The following is a 21009-nucleotide window of genomic DNA, read 5'->3' on the forward strand; positions in this document are numbered from 1 at the left end:
GTCACATCCGCTGCATCGACACCGAAATCTTCGGGCCGTTCTTGATGGTCTGATAGACCACGCAGTAGCGCTCGGTGAGTTTCAGCAGAAGATCGAGCTTGTCCTGCGGCGCATCGGTGTCCACCTCAAAGCGGAGACGGATCTCGGCGAAGCCGACCGGAGTCTCCTTGTCGACGCCGAGCGTGCCGCGGAAATCGAGATCGCCTTCGGCATAGACGTTACCAGTCTTCAAGGGCACCTCGATCGCGGTCGCAACCGATTTCAGCGTGACGCCGGCGCAGGCGACGAGCGCCTCGAGCAGCATGTCGCCGGAACAGAGCTCGAGGCCGGAGCCGCCGGTGGCGGGATGGAGGCCAGCCATCGCGATGGCGCGGCCGGTCTCGACCTTGCAGGCGATGCCTTCGCCGTCGGTCGAACCCTTGGCCTTCAGCGTGATCATCGCGGCCGTGGGATCGATCTTGTAGCGCTCCTTGATCGGGGCCTGTACCTGGCGCAGTTCTGCGGCGTCCATTCCTGGTCTCTCCCGGCATGTCGTTTCTAACAAACGGTATAGAAGGCGCCCCGTCTCATGTCAGCCCACGATTGCTGGGAGCAGCCATGAACAGCCGGACCAGCGATCTGAAAAACCCATGAGAGTCATAGCGTTATGACCGGTTCCGGGGACGGGCCTCGCGGCTGGGCGCCGAGCCTGTCCACGGCTCGTTGCAGGAATGCCTCGTGACAGCGCCTGTCACCTCTTATATCCGGTGAGACATGGACAGCGTTGCGACCGAGCACAAGCCACAGGTGGATGATCGCTTCGACACCGCGCGGATCACCGCCGCGGTCGATGCGCTTGCGGAAAAGCATCAGGGTCGCGAGGACGCGTTCCGCACCGCCGTGGCGCAACTGCTCAAGGCCGAGCTGATTGCCGCGCGCGCCGCAGCGCAGGCAATCCTGCTGAAGGACCGCCATGGCCGCCGCTGCGCCGAGCGGCTGTGCCACGTGCAGGACGAGATCATCCGCATCCTCTATTCGGCCGCGACCCGTCATCTCTACCGCTCCCCGATCCCGAGCGGCGCGGAACGTATGGCGGTGGTCGCGACCGGCGGCTATGGCCGCGGCCTGATGGCCCCCGAGTCCGACATCGATCTGTTGTTCATCCTGCCCTACAAGCAGACCGCGTGGGGCGAGCAGGTCGCCGAAGCCATCCTCTATTGCCTCTGGGACATGGGGCTGAAGGTCGGTCACGCCACGCGCTCGGTCGATGAATCGATCCGCCAGGCGCGCGGCGACATGACCATCCGCACCGCGATCCTGGAGACGCGCTTCCTCACCGGCGACCAGCCGCTCTACGACGAACTGGTCGCCCGCTTCGACAAGGAAGTGGTGCAGGGCACCGCGTCGGAATTCGTCACCGCAAAACTCGCCGAGCGCGAGGAACGACATCGCCGTGGCGGCCAGTCGCGCTATCTGGTCGAGCCCAACGTCAAGGACGGCAAGGGCGCGCTACGCGACCTGCACACGCTGTTCTGGATCGCAAAATACGTCTATCGCGTGCGCGATACCGACGAGCTGGCCGAGCGCGGCGTGTTCGACGCGCAAGAATACCGCACTTTCCGGCGCTGCGCCGATTTCCTCTGGTCGGTGCGCTGCAACCTGCATTTCTACTCCGGCCGCGCCGAAGAGCGCCTCTCCTTCGATCTCCAGCGCGAGATCGCGGTCCGGCTCGGCTACACCTCGCACCCCGGCATGCAGGACGTCGAGCGCTTCATGAAGCACTACTTCCTGGTCGCCAAGGAAGTCGGCAACCTCACCGCCATCCTCTGCGCCAAGCTCGAGGACCAGCAAGCCAAGCCCGCGCCGGTGCTGAGCCGGATGATGGCGCGGCTTCGCCCCACGCCTGTGAAACGGCGCGTACCTGACAGCGACGACTTCATTGTCGACAATAACCGCATCAACGTCGCCGCACCCGACGTCTTCAAGCACGATCCGGTCAATCTGATCCGTATCTTCCGCCTGGCGCAGAAGAACAACCTCGCCTTCCATCCGGATGCGATGCGCGACGTGACGCGTTCGCTCGGCCTGATCAACGCGCAGATGCGCGAGAATCCCGAGGCCAACCGGCTGTTCATGGAGATCCTGACCTCCGACAACGCCGAGATCGTGCTGCGGCGGATGAACGAGACCGGCGTGCTCGGTCACTTCATCCGTGCCTTCGGCAAGATCGTCTCGATGATGCAGTTCAACATGTATCATCACTACACCGTCGACGAGCATCTGATCCGCTGCGTCGGCTTTCTCCAGGACATCGAGCGCGGCGGCATCGAGGAGTTCACGCTCGCCAGTGACCTGATGCGCAAGATCCGGCCCGAGCACCGCGCGGTGATCTACATCACGACGCTGCTGCACGACATCGCCAAGGGACGGCCGGAGGATCATTCGATCGCGGGCGCCAAGGTCGCGCGCCGGCTCTGCCCGCGGCTCGGCTTCAGCGCGACCGACACCGAGCTCGTGGCCTGGCTGATCGAGGAACATCTGACGATGTCCACGGTCGCACAGTCGCGCGATCTCTCCGACCGCAAGACGATCGAGAATTTCGCCGCCGTGGTGCAGTCGGTCGAGCAGATGAAGCTCTTGACCATCCTGACCACCGCCGACATCCGCGGCGTCGGTCCGGGCGTGTGGAACGGCTGGAAGGCGCAGCTGCTGCGCTCGCTTTATTACGAGACCGAACCGGTGCTGACTGGCGGCTTCTCGGAGGTCGACCGCGGCAAGCGCCTCACGGCCGCCTACGCCGAATTCCGGCACGCCTTCGCCGAGTGGCCGGCGGACGAGCTCGATGCCTATGTCGGCCGGCACTATCCGGCCTACTGGCTCAAGGTCGAGCTGCCGCGCAAAATTCGCCATGCCCGCTTCGTCCGCTCCAGCGAGCAGGCCGGCCACAAGCTCGCGATCAATGTCGGCTTCGACGAGGTGCGCGGCGTCACGGAGCTGACGATCTTCGCCGCTGATCATCCCTGGCTACTGTCGATCATCGCCGGCGCCTGCGCTTCGGCCGGCGCCAACATCGTCGACGCCCAGATTTACACCACGACTGACGGCCGCGCGCTGGATACCATCTCGATCTCCAGAGAATACGATCGCGACGAGGACGAGGGCCGGCGCGCCACGCGCATCGGCGAGATGATCGAGGACGTGCTGGAAGGCAAGCTGCGCCTGCCCGAAGTGGTGGCGCGGCGCACCGTGCGCAGCAAGGCGCGCCCCTTCGTGATCGAGCCGGAAGTCACCATCAACAACCAATGGTCCGACCGCTACACCGTGATCGAGGTGTCCGGCCTCGACCGCCCCGGCCTGCTCTACGAGCTGACCACCGCGATCTCGAAGCTCAACCTCAACATCGCCTCGGCCCATGTCGCGACCTTCGGCGAGCGCGCCCGCGACGTGTTCTACGTCACCGACCTGCTCGGCGCGCAGATCAACGCGCCGACCCGCCAGGCCGCGATCAAGAGCGCGTTGAGCCATGTGATGGCCGGCGACAAGGCGATCCAGCCGGCGGCGTGAGGCCTCTCGTCATTCCGGGGCGCCGCATAGCGGCGAGCCCGGAATCCATTTACCGGGACCGTCGACGGGCCTGATGGATTCCGGGCTCGCGCTTCGCGCGCCCCGGAATGACAGGCGGCTAAACCTCCACGCCCTCATGCCGCAGCAGCCAGCGCTTGCGTTCGAGGCCGCCGCCATATTTCACTAGCGAACCGTCGGCGCCGATCAGTCGATGGCACGGCAACACCACGCTGATCGGGTTGGAGCCGTTGGCGTGGCCGACGGCGCGAATGGCCTTGGGCATCTCGATCTTTGCCGCGAGCGCACCGTAGCTCATCGTGGTGCCGGCGGGAATTTTCGCGAGCGCAGTCCAGACCTTTTGCTGGAACGGCGTGCCGGCGATCCGCCATTCGATCCGTGTGAGCTGACCGAGATCTCCCTCGAAGTAAGCCGACAGCGCAGTCTTCATCGCCGTCGGCGCCGGCCGATCAACCAGCTCCACCGCGCCATGATGCAGGCGCAGGAGTTCGCGCATGCGGTACTCGTAGTCGTCCCAGTCGAGTGCGTGCAGCGCGCCGTCGGCATCAGTGACGAGCAACGCGAGCCCGATCGGCGTCGCCAGCCGATCGAGGCCGAAACGTTCGGGAGTCCTGGTTGGTCGAGCAGCCATTTGCGATACCTTGCATCGAAACACGCGTCGCACTTTCCATGCCGGCCATGCTAACGTCCACCCGAAAGCTGACGCTTTTGGGGGAGCTCGACCGGCCGCAACCGCCCTGATTGCGCTGTTTCTCGCCTGAGACGCTCCAGCGCCGTGCCGCGATCCTTGCGCGGCACCTCGCCTTCCTCCACAATCTTCGACAGCGATGGCGACCGTTGCAATCGACGGAAAAGACCATCGGCCGAAAATTCCGCCAGGAGGAACAACCCAACATGAACAATCGCAAAGCTTTCTTAGCTGCCACGGTGGCGCTTGCCTTCGCGTTCTCCACCAGTCCAGCCCTCGCCCAGAAGAAATACGACACCGGCGCGAGCGACACCGAGATCAAGATCGGCCAGACCGTGCCATTCTCCGGCGCCTATTCCGTCTACGCCAATATCGGCAAGACGCAGGCCGCCTACTTCAAGATGATCAACGATCAGGGCGGCATCAACGGCCGCAAGATCAATTTGATCCAGTATGACGACGCCTATTCGCCGCCGAAGACCGTCGAGCAGGTTCGCAAGCTCGTCGAAGGCGACGAGGTGCTGTTCACCTTCCAGATCATCGGCACCGCGGCAAACGCCGCCGTGCAGAAATATCTCAACGGCAAGAAGATCCCGCAGTTGCTGGCTTCGACTGGCGCTGCGCGCTTCAACGATCCGCAAAACTATCCCTGGACCATCGCGTATAATCCCAACTACGTGTCCGAGGGACGCATCTACGCCAAGTACATTCTCAAGGAGCATCCCAACGCCAAGATCGGCGTGCTCTACCAGAACGACGACATGGGCCGCGACTATCTCGCCGGCCTCAAGAGCGGCCTCGGCGACAAGGCCGCCAGCATGATCGTCGGCGAGGTCTCCTACGAGGTCACCGATCCGACGGTGGATTCGCAGGTGGTCAAGCTGAAGTCGATGGGCGCCGATCTTTTCTACGATGCCTCGACACCGAAGTTCGCGGCGCAGGCCATCAAGAAGGTCGCCGAGCTCGGCTGGACACCGGTGCATATCCTCGACATCAATGCGAGCCCGATCTCGGCGACGCTGAAGCCGGCCGGTCTCGACATCTCCAAAGGCATCATTTCGACCCAATACGGCAAGGAGCCCAGCGATCCCCAGTGGAAGGACGATCCCGGCGTGAAAGCCTTCTTCGCCTTCATGGACAAATATTTCCCCGAAGGCGACAAGCTCAACACCGTCAACACCTACGCCTATTCGGTGGCCGAGCTGCTAACGCAGGTGCTGAAACAGTGCGGCGACGATCTGTCACGTGAAAACGTGATGAAGCAGGTCGCCAACATCAAGGACTTCACCCCGAGCTTCGCGCTGCCCGGCATCAAGATCAACACCGGGCCGAACGACTACCGCGTCAACAAGCAGATGCAGATGATGAAGTTCAACGGCGAGCGCTGGGAGCTGTTCGGCCCGATCCTGGAGGATGCGGGTCCGGCGGGCTAGCCACCGAGCTCTGAAATCCAATCGGCGGCCTGCGGGCCGCCGATTTTGTTTGGGAGCGCCTACGCCGGTATCTCCCCAAAGTTCTTACCCACCGGCAGCACCGCGTGCCGGATCAGGCGCGAATCCTCCACCGCGGCCTGGCGGTGCTTGACTGCTTCGCGATAGACGGGATCGCGGATCATCTCGACGAAGGCGGCAACGCTTGGGTATTCGGCGATGAAGCAGTGGTCCCAGCGCTCGTCCTGCGGGCCGATCAGCATCAGCTCGAACCTGCCTTGCCAGACGATGTGGCCGCCGAGGCGCTCGAACACGGGGCCGCTTTCGCGACCATAGGCCGCATAGGCTTCCGCGCCGCTGGCCTTGCGGCCATCGGGATAGGCCGCGTTCTTGCGCAGCCGCACCAGATTAAGCATGTGGATCGGGCCGGGGCGGTCGTTGTCCCGGAATTGCGCGAAGATTTCCTTGGTCGGATCGATGTGGCCCATAAGAGTTCCCTCTTCTTTATGTGCCGCCGATCCTAGCTTCGCCGCGCCGCGCGCGGAACTGCGGCGGGCGAATGCCGCACCTCCTAATCACGCGTTAACGACCGGGTAACCGGGCCTTAAACAGCGACCGCTAGCGTGCGGCGGGGCGGGATGACCGGGCGTTTGCGTATGGGGTCGGCAAAGAAAAAGGGTGGGCGGAAAGAACCATTGTTCGGCTTGCCCGCGGCGCTCGCCGATCTGCGCCTGACGGCGGCGGATCGCATTCCCGGCGGCGGCGACGACAAGCGGAAGAAATCCTCCAGCAAGCGCAAGGCCGATACGTCCGACGACGAGCCGCCGCGCGAGCCCAAGGCGCAACCGAGCCGCAACGGCGCCAAGCGCCGGTCGAAATCATCCATCAGAGCGGGCCTCGGCCGCCTGGTCTATTGGGGCGCCGTGCTGAGCCTGTGGGGCCTGATCGCCGTGATCGGCGTCGTGATCTGGGTCGGCGCGCATCTGCCGCCGATCCAGTCGCTCGAAATTCCAAAACGCCCGCCGACGATCCAGATCGTCGGCATGGACGGCAGCATGCTGGCACAGCGCGGCGAGATGGCCGGCGCCAACGTGCCGCTGAAGGACCTGCCGCCTTATCTGCCCAAGGCCTTCATCGCGATTGAAGACCGCCGCTTCTATTCGCATTTCGGCATCGACCCGGTTGGCATCCTGCGCGCCCTCATCACCAACGTGCTCCATCGCGGCGTGTCGCAGGGCGGCTCGACGCTGACGCAGCAGCTTGCGAAGAACCTGTTCCTGACCCAGGAGCGCACCATGGCGCGCAAGCTGCAGGAGGCGGAGCTCGCGATCTGGCTGGAGCGCAAGCATTCCAAGAACGAGATTCTGGAGCTCTATCTCAACCGCGTCTATTTCGGCTCCGGCGCCTACGGCGTCGAAGCCGCCGCGCAAAAATATTTCGGCAAGCCGGCCAGGAGCGTGACGATCGCGGAAGCCGCGATGCTGGCTGGCCTGGTCAAATCGCCCTCGCGCCTTGCGCCGAACCGCAATCCGGAAGGTGCGGAAGCGCGCGCGAAAATCGTGCTCGCGGCGATGGCGGATGCAAAATTCATCACCGAGGCGCAGGCCCAGGCCTCGATCGGCCACCCCTCCTACAATGTGAAGCCGGTCGGCGCCGGCACCGTCAATTACGTCGCCGACTGGATCGGCGAGGTGCTGGACGACCTGGTCGGCCAGATCGACGACAGCATCAAGGTCGAGACCACGATCGATCCAAAACTCCAGGCCGTGGCGGAAGCCGCCGTCATCGACGAGCTCGCGGCCAAGAGCGTGAAGTTCAACGTCAGCCAAGGCGCGCTGGTGGCAATGACGCCCGACGGCGCGGTGCGCGCCATGGTCGGTGGGCGAAACTACTCCGACAGCCAGTACAATCGCGCGGTCACCGCAAAACGCCAGCCGGGCTCCTCATTCAAGCCGTTCGTCTACCTGACCGCCATGGAGCAAGGGCTGACGCCCGACACCGTCCGCCAGGACGCACCGATCGAGGTCAAGGGCTGGAAGCCCGAGAACTACACCCATGAATATTTCGGCGCGGTGACGCTGACGCAGGCACTCGCGATGTCGCTCAACACCGTCGCCATCCGCCTCGGCCTCGAGGTCGGGCCGAAGAACGTGGTGCGCACCGCGCACCGGCTCGGCATCTCGTCGAAACTCGAGCCCAACGCCTCGATCGCGCTCGGCACCTCGGAAGTCTCCGTGGTCGAGATGGTCGGCGCCTATGCACCGTTCGCCAATGGCGGCTTCGCGGCGGCGCCGCATGTGGTGACGCGGATCAGGACGCTCGACGGCAAGCTGCTCTACATGCGCCAGGCGGACGAGCACAACCAGGTGATCGAGCCGCGCTATGTCGGCATGATGAACACGATGATGCGGGAGACGCTGATCTCCGGCACCGCCAAGAAGGCCGAGATCCCGGGCTGGCAGGCAGCCGGCAAGACCGGCACCAGCCAGGATTACCGCGACGCCTGGTTCATCGGCTACACGTCGAACCTCGTCACCGGCGTCTGGCTCGGCAATGACGACAACTCGCCGACCAAAAAGGCGACCGGCGGCGGCCTGCCGGTCGAAGTCTGGACCCGCTTCATGCGCATCGCGCACGAGGGCGTGCCGGTAGCCGCCCTGCCGAACTCGCAAGCCACCTGGGGCCCATCGAATCTCGTGCAGATCTCCTCGCAGGTGTCGCCGCCGACGCAGGCGGCGGCCGCACCCGGGCCCGCATCGGCGCCGGTCGGCAATGGCGGCTATCGCGCACCACCACCGACGCGCGCCAATGTCCGGCCGGAAGCAGCCGCAGGGCTTGATGGCTGGTTGATGGACCGGCTGTTTGGCGGAAATCGGTGAGCTTCGGCCTGAGGTTGTCGTGGCTCAAAACAAAAGCGCGAAAACAACCCCATGCACAGTAGGCGGCGTGATGCGCGGTGGGTTGTCAGAAGGGTTTGATGCGGCGGAGGAAAACGAGCGTGCCGCGCAATCGTCGCCGCGCGTGCGGGAGTCACACGAACTGCGCGGCCTTCGCCCCACCCTCGGTGTCGTCCCGGCGGAGGCCGGGACCCATACCGCGTTATTTATCGACGGCAGAACGTAGGCGTACCGAACGACTAGTCTTCGTCAAACCACGCCCTGTGGTTATAGGTCCCGGCCTTCGCCGGGACGACGGCTGATCGTTAGGATAGAGCCAGCCCTAATCCTCGACCCCGTACCGGTGCAGATCGTTCCCGTAGGTGTCGAGCCACTTCTTGGCACGCTCCATTGACGGACAGACCTTGCCGCACACGCGCCAGAACCGCGCCGAGTGGTTCATCTCGACGAGATGGGCCACTTCATGCGCGGCGAGATAGTCGAGCACGTAGGGCGGCGCGAGGATCAGGCGCCAGGAGAACGACAGCGAGCCGGCCGAGGTGCAGGAGCCCCAGCGGCTGGACTGATCGCGGATCGAGAGCCGCTTCACCTTGACGCCGAGCTCGGCGGCGTGGGTCTGGGCTGAACGCTGCAGATCCTTACGCGCCTCGCGCTTCAGGAAGTCGCTGACGCGGCGATCGACATGATCGAGCCCGCCGGCGACGCAGAGAATGCGTTCACCGCTGTCGCGAATTTCGGTCCACACCGTGCCGCGCGCGCCGGTGCGATGCACGATGCGATGGGAAACGCCACGGAGCGGTATCACTGTGCCATGCTGGAACGGTGCAGCCTTCGGCAAGCGACCGAGACGCGCCGCGATCCACGCGCCGTGGCGCTGCGCAAAGTCCTTTGCTTCGACGAGCGTGCCGCGCGGCGGAATCGTGAGGATCGCTTCGCGGTCGCTCGGATGGATTCTGAGCGTGTATCGGCGCGCTCGGCGGTGCCTGCGCAGCCGAATCGCAAAGAATTGCGATCCATGGGTGATGAGAAGGGTCTTCGGTTCGTGGGGCCGACGGTAGAGGAGCGCACGAGTGGCCATGTCTGTCAGTCCGGGGAGCAAGAGTTCGCCCGGATTCTGCCATAACCGCCGCCAAGGAAAGCGTCCGGCGCAAAAACAAATCATTTGCCCAATATACAGGGGTCTGGCGTCCGGGAGACCCTACAGACTGGGGTTGGAACCCAAATTTTTCGCCCCCGCTGGACGCATGCGGCACCCCCAAGGGGTGAGGCGTGACTCACTCCTATAAAGCTACCTAAATACCTCGAATCTAGCGGGAACCAGGCCCTCCCGAAGCCTCCGGCAGGGCCCTGAATTTTCGACGGGAAAGCCGAAAAACGCAATTATTCGGCCGCAAGCGCCTGTGTTGCGCTCGGAGTCGCAGCGGAGACCATGAAATCATGGATGCGCGGAACGATTTCCGACTTGAAGCGCGAGCCGTTGAACACGCCGTAATGTCCGACGCCCTTCTGGACGTAATGAACGCGGCGATGATCCGGAATCGAGCTGCACAATCCGTGCGTTGCTTCGGTCTGACCGAGACCCGAGATGTCGTCGTTCTCGCCTTCGACCGTCATCAACGCGACGCGCGTGACCTTGGAGGGATCGACGCGAGTTCCACGATGGGTCATCTCGCCCTTCGGCAGCGCGTGCTTCACGAACACGGTGTCGACGGTTTGCAGATAATACTCGGCGGAGAGATCCATCACCGCGAGATATTCATCGTAGAAGTCGCGATGCTTGTCGACGAGGTCGCCGTCGCCCTTCACCAGATTGGCGAAGAGCTGCTTGTGCGCATCCATGTGCCGGTCGAGATTCATGCTGATGAAGCCGTTCAGCTGCAGGAATCCCGGATAGACGTCGCGCATCATGCCCGGATGCGGAAATGGCACCTTGGTGATGACGTGGTTGCGGAACCAGTCGATGCCGCGCTGCTGGGCGAGGTCGTTCACGCCGGTCGGATTGCGACGGGTGTCGATCGGCCCCCCCATCAGCGTCATCGACGTCGGCACGAAGGGATCGCGGCGCGCTTCCATGATCGAGACGGCGGCGACGACGGGCACGGACGGCTGGCAAACCGCGATGACATGGGTGTTGCCGCCAAGGACGTGCAGCATCTCGATGACGTAGTCGATGTAATCGTCGAGATCGAAGCGGCCTTCGCTGAGCGGCACCATGCGGGCATCGGCCCAATCGGTGATGTAGACCTCATGCGCCGGCAGGAACGCTTCGACCGTGCCGCGGAGCAGGGTCGCGTAGTGGCCGGACATCGGCGCCACGATCAGCACGCGCGGCTGCGGACTGCGCAACGGGCGAGCGAACTTGCGATCGAAATAGAGCAGATTGCAGAACGGCTTTTCCCAGACCGAGCGGACCTCGACTGGGACGCGGATGCCATTGACCTCGGTGTCGTCGAGGCCCCATTCCGGCTTGCCGTAGCGGCGCGTGGTGCGCTCGAACAATTCGCAGGCCGCGGCAACGGACTTGCCAACCTTGGTGCGCGCCCAGGGGTTCAGGGGATTCTGAAACAGCAGCCTGGTCGCATCGGTGACGGCACGCGCCGGATTAAGAGAGGCATGCGCCATCTCGTACATCCAGTACATCGGCGTGGTCAGGACCGGACTGCCTTCACTCGCCAGGGGCGGTGCGCCGCCGAACTCACCAATGGGCATGATCAATTCCTCTTCGCATCGCAACATACTGCCGAATGCGTAATATCGCGTCAATGCATGGTTCCGTACATCTACGTAGTGAAATCGATAAAACCAGCATGAATCCACGGGAAAGTGACGCTATTCGCCGCCCGAGAGCAATGAACCGTTGTTCTTGGCGCTGCGCAAAAGGGCAAGGAATGCCCCAAAAGATGCAACCAGCAGCACTGCGTTGATGGCCAGCGCATCCAGCATCAGGTCGATCCGGAAGCTCTTCTCGATCAGGAGCGCGCGCATGCCTTCGAATACGTAGGTCGGCGGCAGCGACCAGGCGACATATTGCAACCAGGGCGGCAGCACGCCGACCGGATAATAGATGCAGGCGAGCGGCATGATCGCGAACATCAGGGTCCAGACGATGCTTTCGGCGCCAAGGCCGTTCCGCAAGACCAAGCCCGAGACGAAGATGCCGACCGACCAGCTGGTGAAGATCAGGTTGCAGAAGAAGGCGATCAGCGGCAAGCCCAGGCTGTAGACATTGAAGTGAAAGAACACCAGCGCCAGCAGCGTCATCGGGATGACGCCGATCGCGAGCCGGATCAAGCTCATCACCATCAGCGACAGCAGAAACTCGATCGGCTTCAGCGGGCTCATCATGAGGTTGCCGAGGTTGCGCGCCCACATCTCCTCCAGAAAGGAGATGGAGAAGCCGAGCTGGCCGCGGAACAGGATGTCCCAGAGGATGACGGCGCCGATCAGCGTGCCGCCGGCGCGCGCGAAGAAATTGGCGTTCTGCGCAATGTAGAGCTGAAGAAAGCCCCAGGTAATGATCTGGAGCGCCGGCCAGTACAGCAGTTCGAGCAGCCGCGGCCAGGACGACATCAGGAGATACCAGTAGCGCAGGATCATCGCGCCGATGCGCTGGACGGAGATGCCGCGGTGGAGGGTGACATCAGTCATCGCCCCGCCTCCTCTCTGGCACCATTCGTCCGTCCGCGCGCGACGTCCAGAAACACCTCCTCCAGCGTGGTGCGGTTGTAGCGGGCCATGATGGCGTCAGGCGTGTCGTCGTCCTCGACGCGGCCGCGCTTCATGATGATGACGCGGTCGCAGAGCCGCTCGACCTCGAGCATGTTGTGCGACGCCAGCAGGATGGTGGCGTTGTTGTCCTTGCGGTATCGCTCCAGATGCGCCCGCACCCAGTCGGCCGTGTCAGGGTCGAGCGAGGCGGTCGGCTCGTCCAGCAGCAACAGCTCGGGCTCGTTGATCAGCGCCTTCGCCAGCGCGACGCGGGTCTTCTGCCCGGCGGAGAGTTTGCCATTGGCGCGGTCGATGAAATCGTTGAGATCGAGATCCTCGGCCAGCTTTGCGATGCGGTCGGTGAGGCCTTTCACCGCATACAGCTTACCGAAAATGGTCAGGTTCTGCCGCACCGTCAGCCGCATCGGCATGTCGACATAGGGGCTCTCGAAATTCATCCGCCCCAGCACCGCGGCGCTTTGCTCCGGCATCCGGTGCCCGAGCACGCGGACGCGGCCGGACGTCGGCAGCACCAGCCCCATGATCATCGCAATGGTGGTGGTCTTGCCGGCGCCATTGCCGCCCAATAGCCCGGTGATGCTGCCGCGGGGAAGCGTGAAGGAGATGCCGTCCACCGCGCGGGTCTGCTTGTAGACCTTGACGAGGCGATCGACCTCGATCGCCGCGGACAATGTGCTGTCCGCGACAGTCGGCCGACTTGCAGCATTGTCGTTCTCAGTCATGCTAGAGGCGTTCTTCGGCCATTGCCGCGTAGAGCGCAAGACTTGATGTAACAAGACTTGATGTCAGGGACTTCCGCCCCCATGGACCGTGCGGGCCAGCGTGTTTGTGATCGGACACGCGCACCGCTAGATTGGCTGAGATGACCGAGACTGCTGCTTCCGACTTCCGCCCGTCGCAACGACACATCCGCCTGGACACCATCCTGCGGCTGCGCTGGCTCGCGGTGCTGGGCCAACTCGCCGCGATCTTCATCGTGGCGCAGGGGCTCGAGTTCGAGGTCGAGATCGTCCCCTGTGTCAGCATCATCGCTCTGTCGGCGGCGCTCAATCTGGCTTTGCAGACCGTCGCCAACCCGATGCAGCGACTGGAGCCGCTCCAGGCCGCCGGACTGTTGGCGCTGAACATCATGGAACTGGCCGGGCTGTTGTTCTTCACCGGCGGATTGCAGAACCCGTTCTCCTTCCTGTTCCTTGCTCCCGTCTTGATCTCGGCCACCGCCTTGCCGGCCCGGCTGACTTTTGGCATCGGCGTTCTGGCCGTGGCCTGCGCCTCTATCCTGTTCTTCTTTCATTTTCCGCTGCCATGGGACTCCGAAGACCCCGTGGTGCTGCCGCCGATCTATCTTCTTGGCGTCTGGCTTTCGATCGTGCTCGCAATCGGCGTCACCAGTCTCTACTCGTTCCAGGTGACCGAGGAGGCGCGCAAGCTTGCCGACGCATTGGCCGCGACCGAACTGGTGCTGACGCGCGAGCAGCACCTGACCCAGCTCGACGGATTGGCCGCCGCCGCCGCGCACGAGCTCGGCACACCGCTTGCGACCATCTTCCTGATTTCGCGCGAGCTGGAAAAGACCGTGACGGATCCGGTCTTCGCGGCGGACCTGAAGACGTTGCGCGAGCAGACGCAACGCTGCCGCGATATTTTGAGCAAAATCACCCAGCTATCCTCCACCGGCGCACCGTTCGACCGCATGAAGCTGTCGGAGCTGATCGAAGAAGTGGTGGCACCGCACCGCGATTTCGGCGTCGACATCAAAGTGCGGATCGCGATCGCCGCCACGGCCGAGCCGGTCGGATCGCGCAATCCGGCAGTGCTCTATGGTGTCGGCAACATCGTCGAGAACGCGGTCGATTTCGCCAACTCTACGGTGGAGGTGAATGCGTGGTGGAACAATGAGACGATCGAGATCGTGATCTCGGACGACGGTCCCGGCATTCCGCCCGATCTCATGAACCGGATCGGCGAGCCCTATCTGTCGCGGCGGCGCGCCCAGGATGCCGGTGGCGGGCTGGGGCTCGGCGTGTTCATCGCCCGCACGTTGCTCGAACGTACCGGCGCCAAGGTCTCGTTTACCAATCGGACCTTTCCGGAACACGGTGCAGTGGTGCAGATCGCATGGCCACGGGAGCGTTTTGAGGCTATCGAGAGCCTCGAAGAAACAATAGGATAGGCCGCGACCTTGCGTCGCACTGAAGGGCCGATCGACTATCGGCGGCCTTGGCACCGCTTGATTGCGACGCCATATGTAGATGTGCAGGAGAGAGGACAAAACCTTGAACGCCATCGCCGAACTGAACGAACAGACCGACCGCTCGCTTCTCATCGTGGAAGACGACAAGCCGTTCCTGGAGCGCCTGTCGCGCGCCATGGAGACACGCGGCTTTGCGGTGACGTCATGTGACACGGTCTCGGATGGCCTTGCGCAGATCGGCAAGTCCGCGCCGGCCTTCGCCGTGGTCGATCTTCGTCTCGGCGACGGTAATGGTCTCGACGTCGTCTCCGCGCTGAAGAAGAAGCGCCCCGAGGCCCGCGCCATCGTGCTGACCGGCTATGGCAACATCGCCACCGCCGTGACCGCGGTGAAGATGGGCGCGATCGATTATCTCTCGAAGCCCGCCGATGCCGACGACGTCGTTGCAGCATTGCTCTCGACCAGCACGGACAAATCCGAGCTGCCCGCGAACCCGATGTCAGCTGACCGCGTGCGCTGGGAACACATCCAGCGCATCTACGAGATGTGCAACCGCAACGTCTCGGAGACGGCGCGTCGCCTCAACATGCACCGGCGTACGCTGCAGCGGATTTTGGCGAAGCGCGCGCCAAGGTAATTTTCACCGCTCTCGTGCCCCGGACGCAGCGCAGCACGAAGTGATGCGCTGCTGAGCCGGGGCCCATGCCTCAGCTTGAACCACTGCCTTCTGGGTCCCGGCTCTGCGCAGCAACGCTAAGGCGTTGCAGCGCGTCCGGGACACGAGACCATTCTACTCCCAAAAATCTGCGTGCCCCTGCGGATCGATCAGGCGGTTGATGCGCAGCGCTGCCGCCATTCCAAACCGCACCGTCATCTGCTTCCGCGTCGCGGCTGCGATCCTGTGCTCGGGCGCCTCGCAATGCATGTGCGCGCCATAGGCGTCCGCGATGATCAGGCCGGTGTCTTCAGGAAAAATCTCGCACGGCAGATCCTGCGTGAAGGCGAAGAACAGCCGGTCGCAATGCGCGCGGTATTCGTGCCATTTCTGATCGGCGCGCAGGTCCTCGACTGACGATTTGATCTCGACGATCCAGATCTCGCCGCGCTCGTTCAACGCGGCGAGATCGGCGCGCCGGCCTGACGGCAGCGGCAATTCGCTGATGCAGGAAAAACCGAGCGAGCGTAAAAGCCGCGCCGTGCCGCGCGCGATCGCGAGCGCAGTTTCCGACTGGCGACGGTCCAGCGGCGGCACGAGGGCGATGTTGCGGGCGGGACTGTCCATGGGGAGAGATTAGCCGATTCCTCCGCTGTCGTCCTGGCGAAAAGCCAGGACCCATTGCCCCGAGGGGTCGTTGTAACGCGAGCTGCTCACCACGCGTCTTCGCCAAACTGCTTCCTGGGGTAATGGGTCCTGGATCTGCGCTTCGCTTGTCCAGGACGACATTGGAGAATGACGCTGGCGCTTTACCCTTCCATTCAGGTCCGCGGCATCACGATCACGCCCTCATTCCCGCGCAGATCCAGCACTCCCTCCAGCCGCTCCCCCTCGCGATCCAGAAACGTCGACAGCAATATCTCGCTGCCGAAGCGGATCGCGCTGGTGGTGACCGCGATCGGCTCAGGGCCGAGATTGAGCACGATAATGAGCGCCCGGCCCTCGGCCTCGCGGCGATACACGAGTAAATCGCCTTGCGCGGTGATCGGATGATAGTCGCCTCCGACCAGCGCCGGTGAACTCTTCCGCAACGCCATCAGCCGCTTGTAGAGGCTGAGGATCGAGCGCGTGTCGGCGTCGAGATTGACGACGTTCTCGCGGATATGATCCTCTGGCAGCGGCAGCCACGGCCTGACCTCCGAGAAGCCGGAGAAGTTGGACGAATCCCACTGCATCGGCGTGCGGCAGCCGTCGCGCCCGACGCCTATACCGGGGACGTTCTTCTCGAAGGGATCGCGGACATCCTCGGGCGCGATCGCAAGCTGATGCATGCCGATCTCGTCGCCATAATAGAGCGTCGGCGTGCCGCGCAAGGTCAGTAGCAGCATGGCGGCGACGCGGGCCTGCTCCGGCCCGACGCGGCTTGCGACGCGCGGACGGTCATGATTGCCGAGCACCCAGTTCGGCCAGGCGCCCTTCGGCAATGCCTTCTCGTAGTCGTCAATGATCTTCTCGATCGAGCGCGCACTCCAGAAGGTCGAGAGCAGCGCGAAATTGAACGGCATCTGCGCGCCGGTGAGATCATTGCCGTAATAGGCCATCAGCCGGTGCAGCGGCAGATAGACCTCGCCGATCAGCACGCGCGCATCATAAGCATTGGTGACACGCCGCATCTCGGCGATGACGTCAAACACCTCCGGCTGGTCGGTGGAGTATTGAGTGAGGATCTTTTCGTTCGGCGGCCGGCCCTCGACATAATGCGGGTTCGGCGGATTGTCGCGAAACTCGGCATCCTTGATCAGGTGCCAGATCACGTCGACGCGAAAGCCGTCGACGCCCTTCTCCAGCCAGAACCGCATCACGTCGTAGATCGCGGCGCGGACCTCGGGGTTGCGCCAGTTGAGGTCCGGCTGCTGGGCCAGGAAGGCGTGGTAGTAATATTGACCCGTCGCGGCGTCGACCTGCCATGCGCTGCCGCCGAATTCGGACAGCCAGTTGTTCGGTACGTCGCCATCGGAGCCAGGATCGCGCCAGATGTACCAATCGCGCCTGGGATTGTCGCGCGAGGACCGGCTCTCGACGAACCAGGGATGCTGGTCGGAGGTGTGGTTCGGCACAAGATCGAGGATCAGCTTCAGGCCGGCCTCATGCGCGGCCGCGATCAGCGCGTCGAAATCCGCCATCGCGCCGAACAGCGGATCGATGCCGGTATAGTCGGAGATGTCGTAGCCGAAATCGGTCATCGGCGAGGGGAAGATCGGCGACAGCCAGATCGCGTCGACGCCGAGCGATTTCACATAAGGCAGCCGCCGCAAAATGCCGGCGAGATCGCCGACGCCGTCACCGTCGCTGTCCTGAAACGAGCGCGGATAGATCTGATAGAAGATGCCGTCGCGCCACCAGTTCTCGCCGCCCTGAGCCATATTGGAAAACCCACCCAAAAATCTGCGCCTCGCGCGAGAGAACGCGGAAGCAACGTCCCGGTTCAAACAGCCACGCGAATTGGGACGGCCGTGTGACAGCGCGTACGACTGTTCCCCGGCCGGGCCACGACTATTTTGCTTGGCGGCGCAGCAAAAATCGGCATTGTGAGCCCATGACCGAGCAAAACGACACGCAACTAGCCAAGGCCGGCGCGATCATCGTCCCCGTGACGCTGTTCGAGCAGAACTGCACCATCATCTGGGACGAGCCCAGCAAAAAGGCCGTGGTGATCGATCCCGGCGGCGACGTGCCGAAGATTCTCGAGGCGATCAAGCAGAGCGGCGTCACCGTGGAAAAGATCTGGCTGACCCACGGTCATATCGACCATGTCGGCGGCGCGGCGGAATTGCGCGATGCGCTGAAGGTGCCGATCGAGGGTCCGCATGTCGCGGACAAATATCTGCTCGACAACGTGGTCGAGAGCGGCGCGCGTTTCGGCATGACGGGGGTGCGCAATTTCGAGCCGGACCGCTGGCTCGACGAAGGCGAAACCGTGTCGATCGGCGGGTTGACGTTCGACATTTTCCACTGCCCTGGCCACTCGCCGGGCAGCGTGGTGTTCTTCAACAAGGATCTGCGGTTTGCCCATGTCGGCGACGTCTTGTTCGCGGGCTCGGTCGGACGCACCGATTTGCCCGGCGGCAACCACGCCACGCTGATCAACTCGATCATGACGAAACTCTTGCCGCTCGGCGACGATGTCGGTTTCATCTGCGGCCACGGCGCCGGCTCGAGCATCGGTCAGGAGCGGATGACCAATCCGTTCATCACCGGCGAGATGTAGGTTTTATTCGGCGGCGTCCGCCAGCGGCGCCACTTCGCCGAGATTGCGTTCACCCCACTCACGGATTGCCGCGACGACCGGCACAAAACTCTTGCCCTTGCGGGTGAGGCGATACTCGACCTTCGGCGGCACCTCGCCGAAGTCCTTGCGGTCGATCAGGCCGCTCGCGGTCAGCGCCTTCAATTCACGGCTGAGCACGCGCGGGGTGATCTCGGCACTGCCTGACGTGCCGCGCAGCAGGCCGCTGCGGATCTCGCCGTAGCGGCGCGGGCCGTCCTTGAGGTCCCAGACGATGCGCAGCTTGTACTTGCCGCTGATCATTTTCTGGAATGCCGCGACGGGGCAGCTGCGCGCCGGGACTGCCTTGGGCATGTCGTCTCCTCCATCCAAGGCTCAGAGGATAAGAGCGACGCTGAAAAAGTCCATACTATCAATTTTGTCCATACTTGCGGGATGGCGTGTAAGCCGCAGATGATGGTGCACATGACGAACAGGGAGCGTCACATGAAGCACTTCATGATCAAGTACGAATTCAAGAACGGTACGACCGAGGCTTGGCACCAGGAGATCGGCCGCTTCATCAAGGCGATCGACAGCGATCCGGAGCTGACAGGGCGGCTCAGCTATCGCGTCCTGAAGAACCGCGACGACGGCCACTATTTCCATCTCGCCAGCGTCACTGATGATGCCGTGCAAAAAACGCTGCAATCGCGCGATTTCTTCAAGGCGTATACGGAGATGACGCGGAAAGTGGCCGCCGGCGGCGAGGTCACGGTGACGCCGATCGAGATGATCGGCGCGACGAAGTAGACCTACTTCATCAGTCCCGCAGCAGTCAGCGCGCGCGTGATGATCTGGCCGAGATCGAAGCCGCGGGATTCCTCGCGCTTCGACTCGGCTGCCTCTTCCGCAACCGCAGCGCGGATCGAGCGGGCGAGATGCGGGGCGGGCGAACGCGCGGGCACCGCTTTTGCCGGCGCGGCAGGCTTCGCTTCCGCCTTCTTCTTGGCCGTATCCGGAATCCATCCGGTGAGCCCGAAGAACTTTGCGATGTGGTAGGACGAGGAGATGCCGGCCTCGATCAAGAACGCGCCCTCTATGCCGTAGCGCTGGTCGTTATCGGCGAGCCCCAGCGGCGTGCCGTGCGCCATGCCGGTGATGGCGTAGGACTCGACCAGCGTCTCGCCGTCCTTGTTCCACCAGGCCTGGCGCGGATAGCCGTCGACATTGGTCTCGGCCATCGGCGTCATCGGCAGATCATGCAGATCGAGCCACTGCTTGACGATCTCGTTGGCGTTGCCGGGATTGACGGTGCGGTCGGCGCCGCCGTGCCACACCGAAATCTTCGGCCAGGGCCCGCGGTGGTTCGAGGCCCGACGCACGAAATCGCCGAGTTCGCGCTCGGGCCGCGCTGGAGAATGAAACATGCCGTCCAGTGCCTCGCGCAAATTCGACGCGATGCCGTAGGGCAATCCGGCGATCACTGCGCCGGCTGCGAACACTTCAGGATAGGTCGCGAGCATCACCGAGGTCATGCCGCCACCGGCGGAGAGGCCGGTGATGAAGACACGCCTGGGATCGATGCGATGCGTCTCGACCATATGCGCGATCATCTCGCGGATCGAACGCGCCTCGCCGCTGTCGCGCGCGGTGTCTTCCGGATTGAACCAGTTGAAGCAGGTGTTGCCGTTGTTGATGCGCTGCTGCTCGGGCATCACCAGCGCAAAGCCATAGTGACGCGCGAGCGTCGACCAGCCCGCGCCGAGATCGTAAGCCGCGGCGGTCTGGCCGCAGCCATGCAGCACGACGACGAGCGCACGCGGCTTCTGCAATTGCGCCGGCACGAACGCGAACATGCGCAAGGCTCCGGGATTGTCGCCGAAGCCCGTGACTTCCTCCAGCGGACTGGAGGCATCGGCGCTCGCGCCAAAGTAAGGCAAGCGCAGTCCGTCCATCCTTGGCAGACGTCTCAAGAGGTCGACATTTTTGGCTAACGACACGGCAAATTCCTGGTGGGCGGCTTTCAACGTTTACCCAGACCAGATAGTTGCTGCAGTGCAAAATGAAAAGGCCGTGTGCTGCCCGTACTCCGGAATCACGCAGATTCCCGCAGGAATCCGCACGTATTAACCGCAATGCCTCAACTTCGTGCAGATGCGCGGCGCATCCACGTCAGGAATGCGGCGCTGATCATGATTAACGCCGCAAACAGCGAGAGCGAGACGAGAAAACCTGCGCGCACTGATTGCAACCCTTCCACCGCAAAGAAGACCGCGCCGATTGCGGCCACTCCGGCCGCATTCCCGATCTGCGCTATGGTGCCGTAGATGCCGGACGCCGAGCCGGCAGCGAGAGGTTTGACGGTCGAGAGTACCGCGCCGGAGAGCAGCGCCATCACCATGCCTTGGCCGTAGCCGAAGATGATCATGATGAGCGCGAGCGCTATCGGCGTCAGCGCGTCGATACAGCCTGCTACGAGCGCGAGCGCGACAAGGCCCGCGATCTGCAACGCGCAGCCTTCGATCAGCACTTTGGACTTGCTGCCTTGGCTCGATTGCTGCATGTCGGTTCCCGCTGATTTTGCAGG

General features: G+C 63.4%; 19 protein-coding genes. 7 read left to right on the forward strand and 12 right to left on the reverse strand.

Annotated elements, in window-relative coordinates; translation table 11 throughout:
• Nucleotide 1: 1 nt before the first annotated feature.
• Nucleotides 2–511, reverse strand: coding sequence for an OsmC family protein (locus YUA_RS0114980; protein WP_027531441.1), 510 nt, complete (start codon nt 509–511; stop codon nt 2–4).
• Between the two features lie 242 nt (nt 512–753).
• Here YUA_RS0114980 and YUA_RS0114985 point away from each other — a divergent pair, with 242 nt between their 5' ends.
• On the forward strand, nt 754–3543 hold the full coding sequence (locus tag YUA_RS0114985; protein WP_027531442.1) for a [protein-PII] uridylyltransferase: 2790 nt from the start codon (nt 754–756) through the stop codon (nt 3541–3543).
• Between the two features lie 118 nt (nt 3544–3661).
• Here YUA_RS0114985 and YUA_RS0114990 read toward each other — a convergent pair whose 3' ends face one another.
• On the reverse strand, nt 3662–4192 hold the full coding sequence (locus tag YUA_RS0114990) for a methylated-DNA--[protein]-cysteine S-methyltransferase (protein ID WP_027531443.1): 531 nt from the start codon (nt 4190–4192) through the stop codon (nt 3662–3664).
• A gap of 263 nt (nt 4193–4455) precedes the next feature.
• On the opposite strand from YUA_RS0114990, the gene YUA_RS0114995 reads away from it, so the two are divergent.
• Entirely contained in the window at nt 4456–5682 is a 1227-nt protein-coding gene (locus YUA_RS0114995; protein ID WP_027531444.1) for an ABC transporter substrate-binding protein, read from the forward strand.
• A gap of 59 nt (nt 5683–5741) precedes the next feature.
• On the opposite strand, the gene YUA_RS0115000 is transcribed toward YUA_RS0114995, so the two are convergent.
• Nucleotides 5742–6167 (reverse strand): DUF1330 domain-containing protein, encoded by a 426-nt coding sequence (locus YUA_RS0115000; RefSeq protein WP_027531445.1) that lies wholly within the window; start codon nt 6165–6167, stop codon nt 5742–5744.
• 168 nt (nt 6168–6335) lie between these two features.
• On the opposite strand from YUA_RS0115000, the gene YUA_RS0115005 reads away from it, so the two are divergent.
• The gene (locus YUA_RS0115005) at nt 6336–8558 is read left to right on the forward strand and encodes a transglycosylase domain-containing protein (RefSeq protein ID WP_027531446.1); all 2223 of its coding nucleotides are present in this window, start codon (nt 6336–6338) and stop codon (nt 8556–8558) included.
• A 340-nt stretch (nt 8559–8898) separates the two neighbouring features.
• Here YUA_RS0115005 and YUA_RS0115010 read toward each other — a convergent pair whose 3' ends face one another.
• The 4 genes from YUA_RS0115010 to YUA_RS0115025 form a co-directional block, all read right to left on the reverse strand.
• Nucleotides 8899–9738: a M48 family metallopeptidase gene (locus YUA_RS0115010; RefSeq protein ID WP_027531447.1), complete on the reverse strand. Its 840-nt coding sequence runs from the start codon at nt 9736–9738 to the stop codon at nt 8899–8901.
• Nucleotides 9739–9956: 218 nt separating this feature from the next.
• The gene (locus YUA_RS0115015; RefSeq protein ID WP_027531448.1) at nt 9957–11285 is read right to left on the reverse strand and encodes a polyhydroxyalkanoate depolymerase; all 1329 of its coding nucleotides are present in this window, start codon (nt 11283–11285) and stop codon (nt 9957–9959) included.
• Between the two features lie 120 nt (nt 11286–11405).
• Nucleotides 11406–12224 carry an ABC transporter permease gene (locus tag YUA_RS0115020; protein ID WP_027531449.1) on the reverse strand — a complete coding sequence of 273 codons (819 nt, stop codon included), beginning with the start codon at nt 12222–12224 and terminating at the stop codon, nt 11406–11408.
• On the reverse strand, nt 12221–13027 hold the full coding sequence (locus YUA_RS0115025) for an ABC transporter ATP-binding protein (RefSeq protein ID WP_027531450.1): 807 nt from the start codon (nt 13025–13027) through the stop codon (nt 12221–12223). The genes YUA_RS0115020 and YUA_RS0115025 overlap by 4 nt, the downstream gene beginning before the upstream one ends.
• Before the next feature lie 140 nt (nt 13028–13167).
• On the opposite strand from YUA_RS0115025, the gene YUA_RS0115030 reads away from it, so the two are divergent.
• Nucleotides 13168–14478, forward strand: coding sequence for an ActS/PrrB/RegB family redox-sensitive histidine kinase (locus YUA_RS0115030; protein ID WP_027531451.1), 1311 nt, complete (start codon nt 13168–13170; stop codon nt 14476–14478).
• A 103-nt stretch (nt 14479–14581) separates the two neighbouring features.
• Entirely contained in the window at nt 14582–15136 is a 555-nt protein-coding gene (locus YUA_RS0115035) for an ActR/PrrA/RegA family redox response regulator transcription factor (protein WP_027531452.1), read from the forward strand.
• 153 nt (nt 15137–15289) lie between these two features.
• Here YUA_RS0115035 and YUA_RS0115040 read toward each other — a convergent pair whose 3' ends face one another.
• Together YUA_RS0115040 and YUA_RS0115045 are read right to left on the reverse strand one after the other, a co-directional pair.
• Complete coding sequence (locus YUA_RS0115040; protein ID WP_027531453.1) at nt 15290–15781, reverse strand: MmcB family DNA repair protein; 492 nt, start codon at nt 15779–15781, stop codon at nt 15290–15292.
• Between the two features lie 194 nt (nt 15782–15975).
• On the reverse strand, nt 15976–17577 hold the full coding sequence (locus YUA_RS0115045; protein WP_027531454.1) for an alpha-amylase family glycosyl hydrolase: 1602 nt from the start codon (nt 17575–17577) through the stop codon (nt 15976–15978).
• Nucleotides 17578–17750: 173 nt separating this feature from the next.
• On the opposite strand from YUA_RS0115045, the gene YUA_RS0115050 reads away from it, so the two are divergent.
• Nucleotides 17751–18422, forward strand: coding sequence for an MBL fold metallo-hydrolase (locus YUA_RS0115050; protein ID WP_027531455.1), 672 nt, complete (start codon nt 17751–17753; stop codon nt 18420–18422).
• Nucleotides 18423–18425: 3 nt separating this feature from the next.
• Here YUA_RS0115050 and YUA_RS0115055 read toward each other — a convergent pair whose 3' ends face one another.
• Entirely contained in the window at nt 18426–18794 is a 369-nt protein-coding gene (locus YUA_RS0115055; RefSeq protein WP_027531456.1) for a helix-turn-helix domain-containing protein, read from the reverse strand.
• 132 nt (nt 18795–18926) lie between these two features.
• Here YUA_RS0115055 and YUA_RS0115060 point away from each other — a divergent pair, with 132 nt between their 5' ends.
• Nucleotides 18927–19232, forward strand: coding sequence for a hypothetical protein (locus YUA_RS0115060; protein ID WP_245285170.1), 306 nt, complete (start codon nt 18927–18929; stop codon nt 19230–19232).
• Nucleotides 19233–19234: 2 nt separating this feature from the next.
• Here the strand turns inward: YUA_RS0115060 and YUA_RS0115065 are convergent, their stop codons facing one another.
• Nucleotides 19235–20422, reverse strand: coding sequence for a PHB depolymerase family esterase (locus YUA_RS0115065; protein ID WP_027531458.1), 1188 nt, complete (start codon nt 20420–20422; stop codon nt 19235–19237).
• A 140-nt stretch (nt 20423–20562) separates the two neighbouring features.
• The gene (locus YUA_RS0115070; RefSeq protein ID WP_027531459.1) at nt 20563–20985 is read right to left on the reverse strand and encodes a hypothetical protein; all 423 of its coding nucleotides are present in this window, start codon (nt 20983–20985) and stop codon (nt 20563–20565) included.
• Nucleotides 20986–21009: the final 24 nt, after the last annotated feature.

Source organism: Bradyrhizobium sp. WSM3983 (assembly GCF_000473045.1).
Classification (GTDB): Bacteria; Pseudomonadota; Alphaproteobacteria; order Rhizobiales; family Xanthobacteraceae; genus Bradyrhizobium.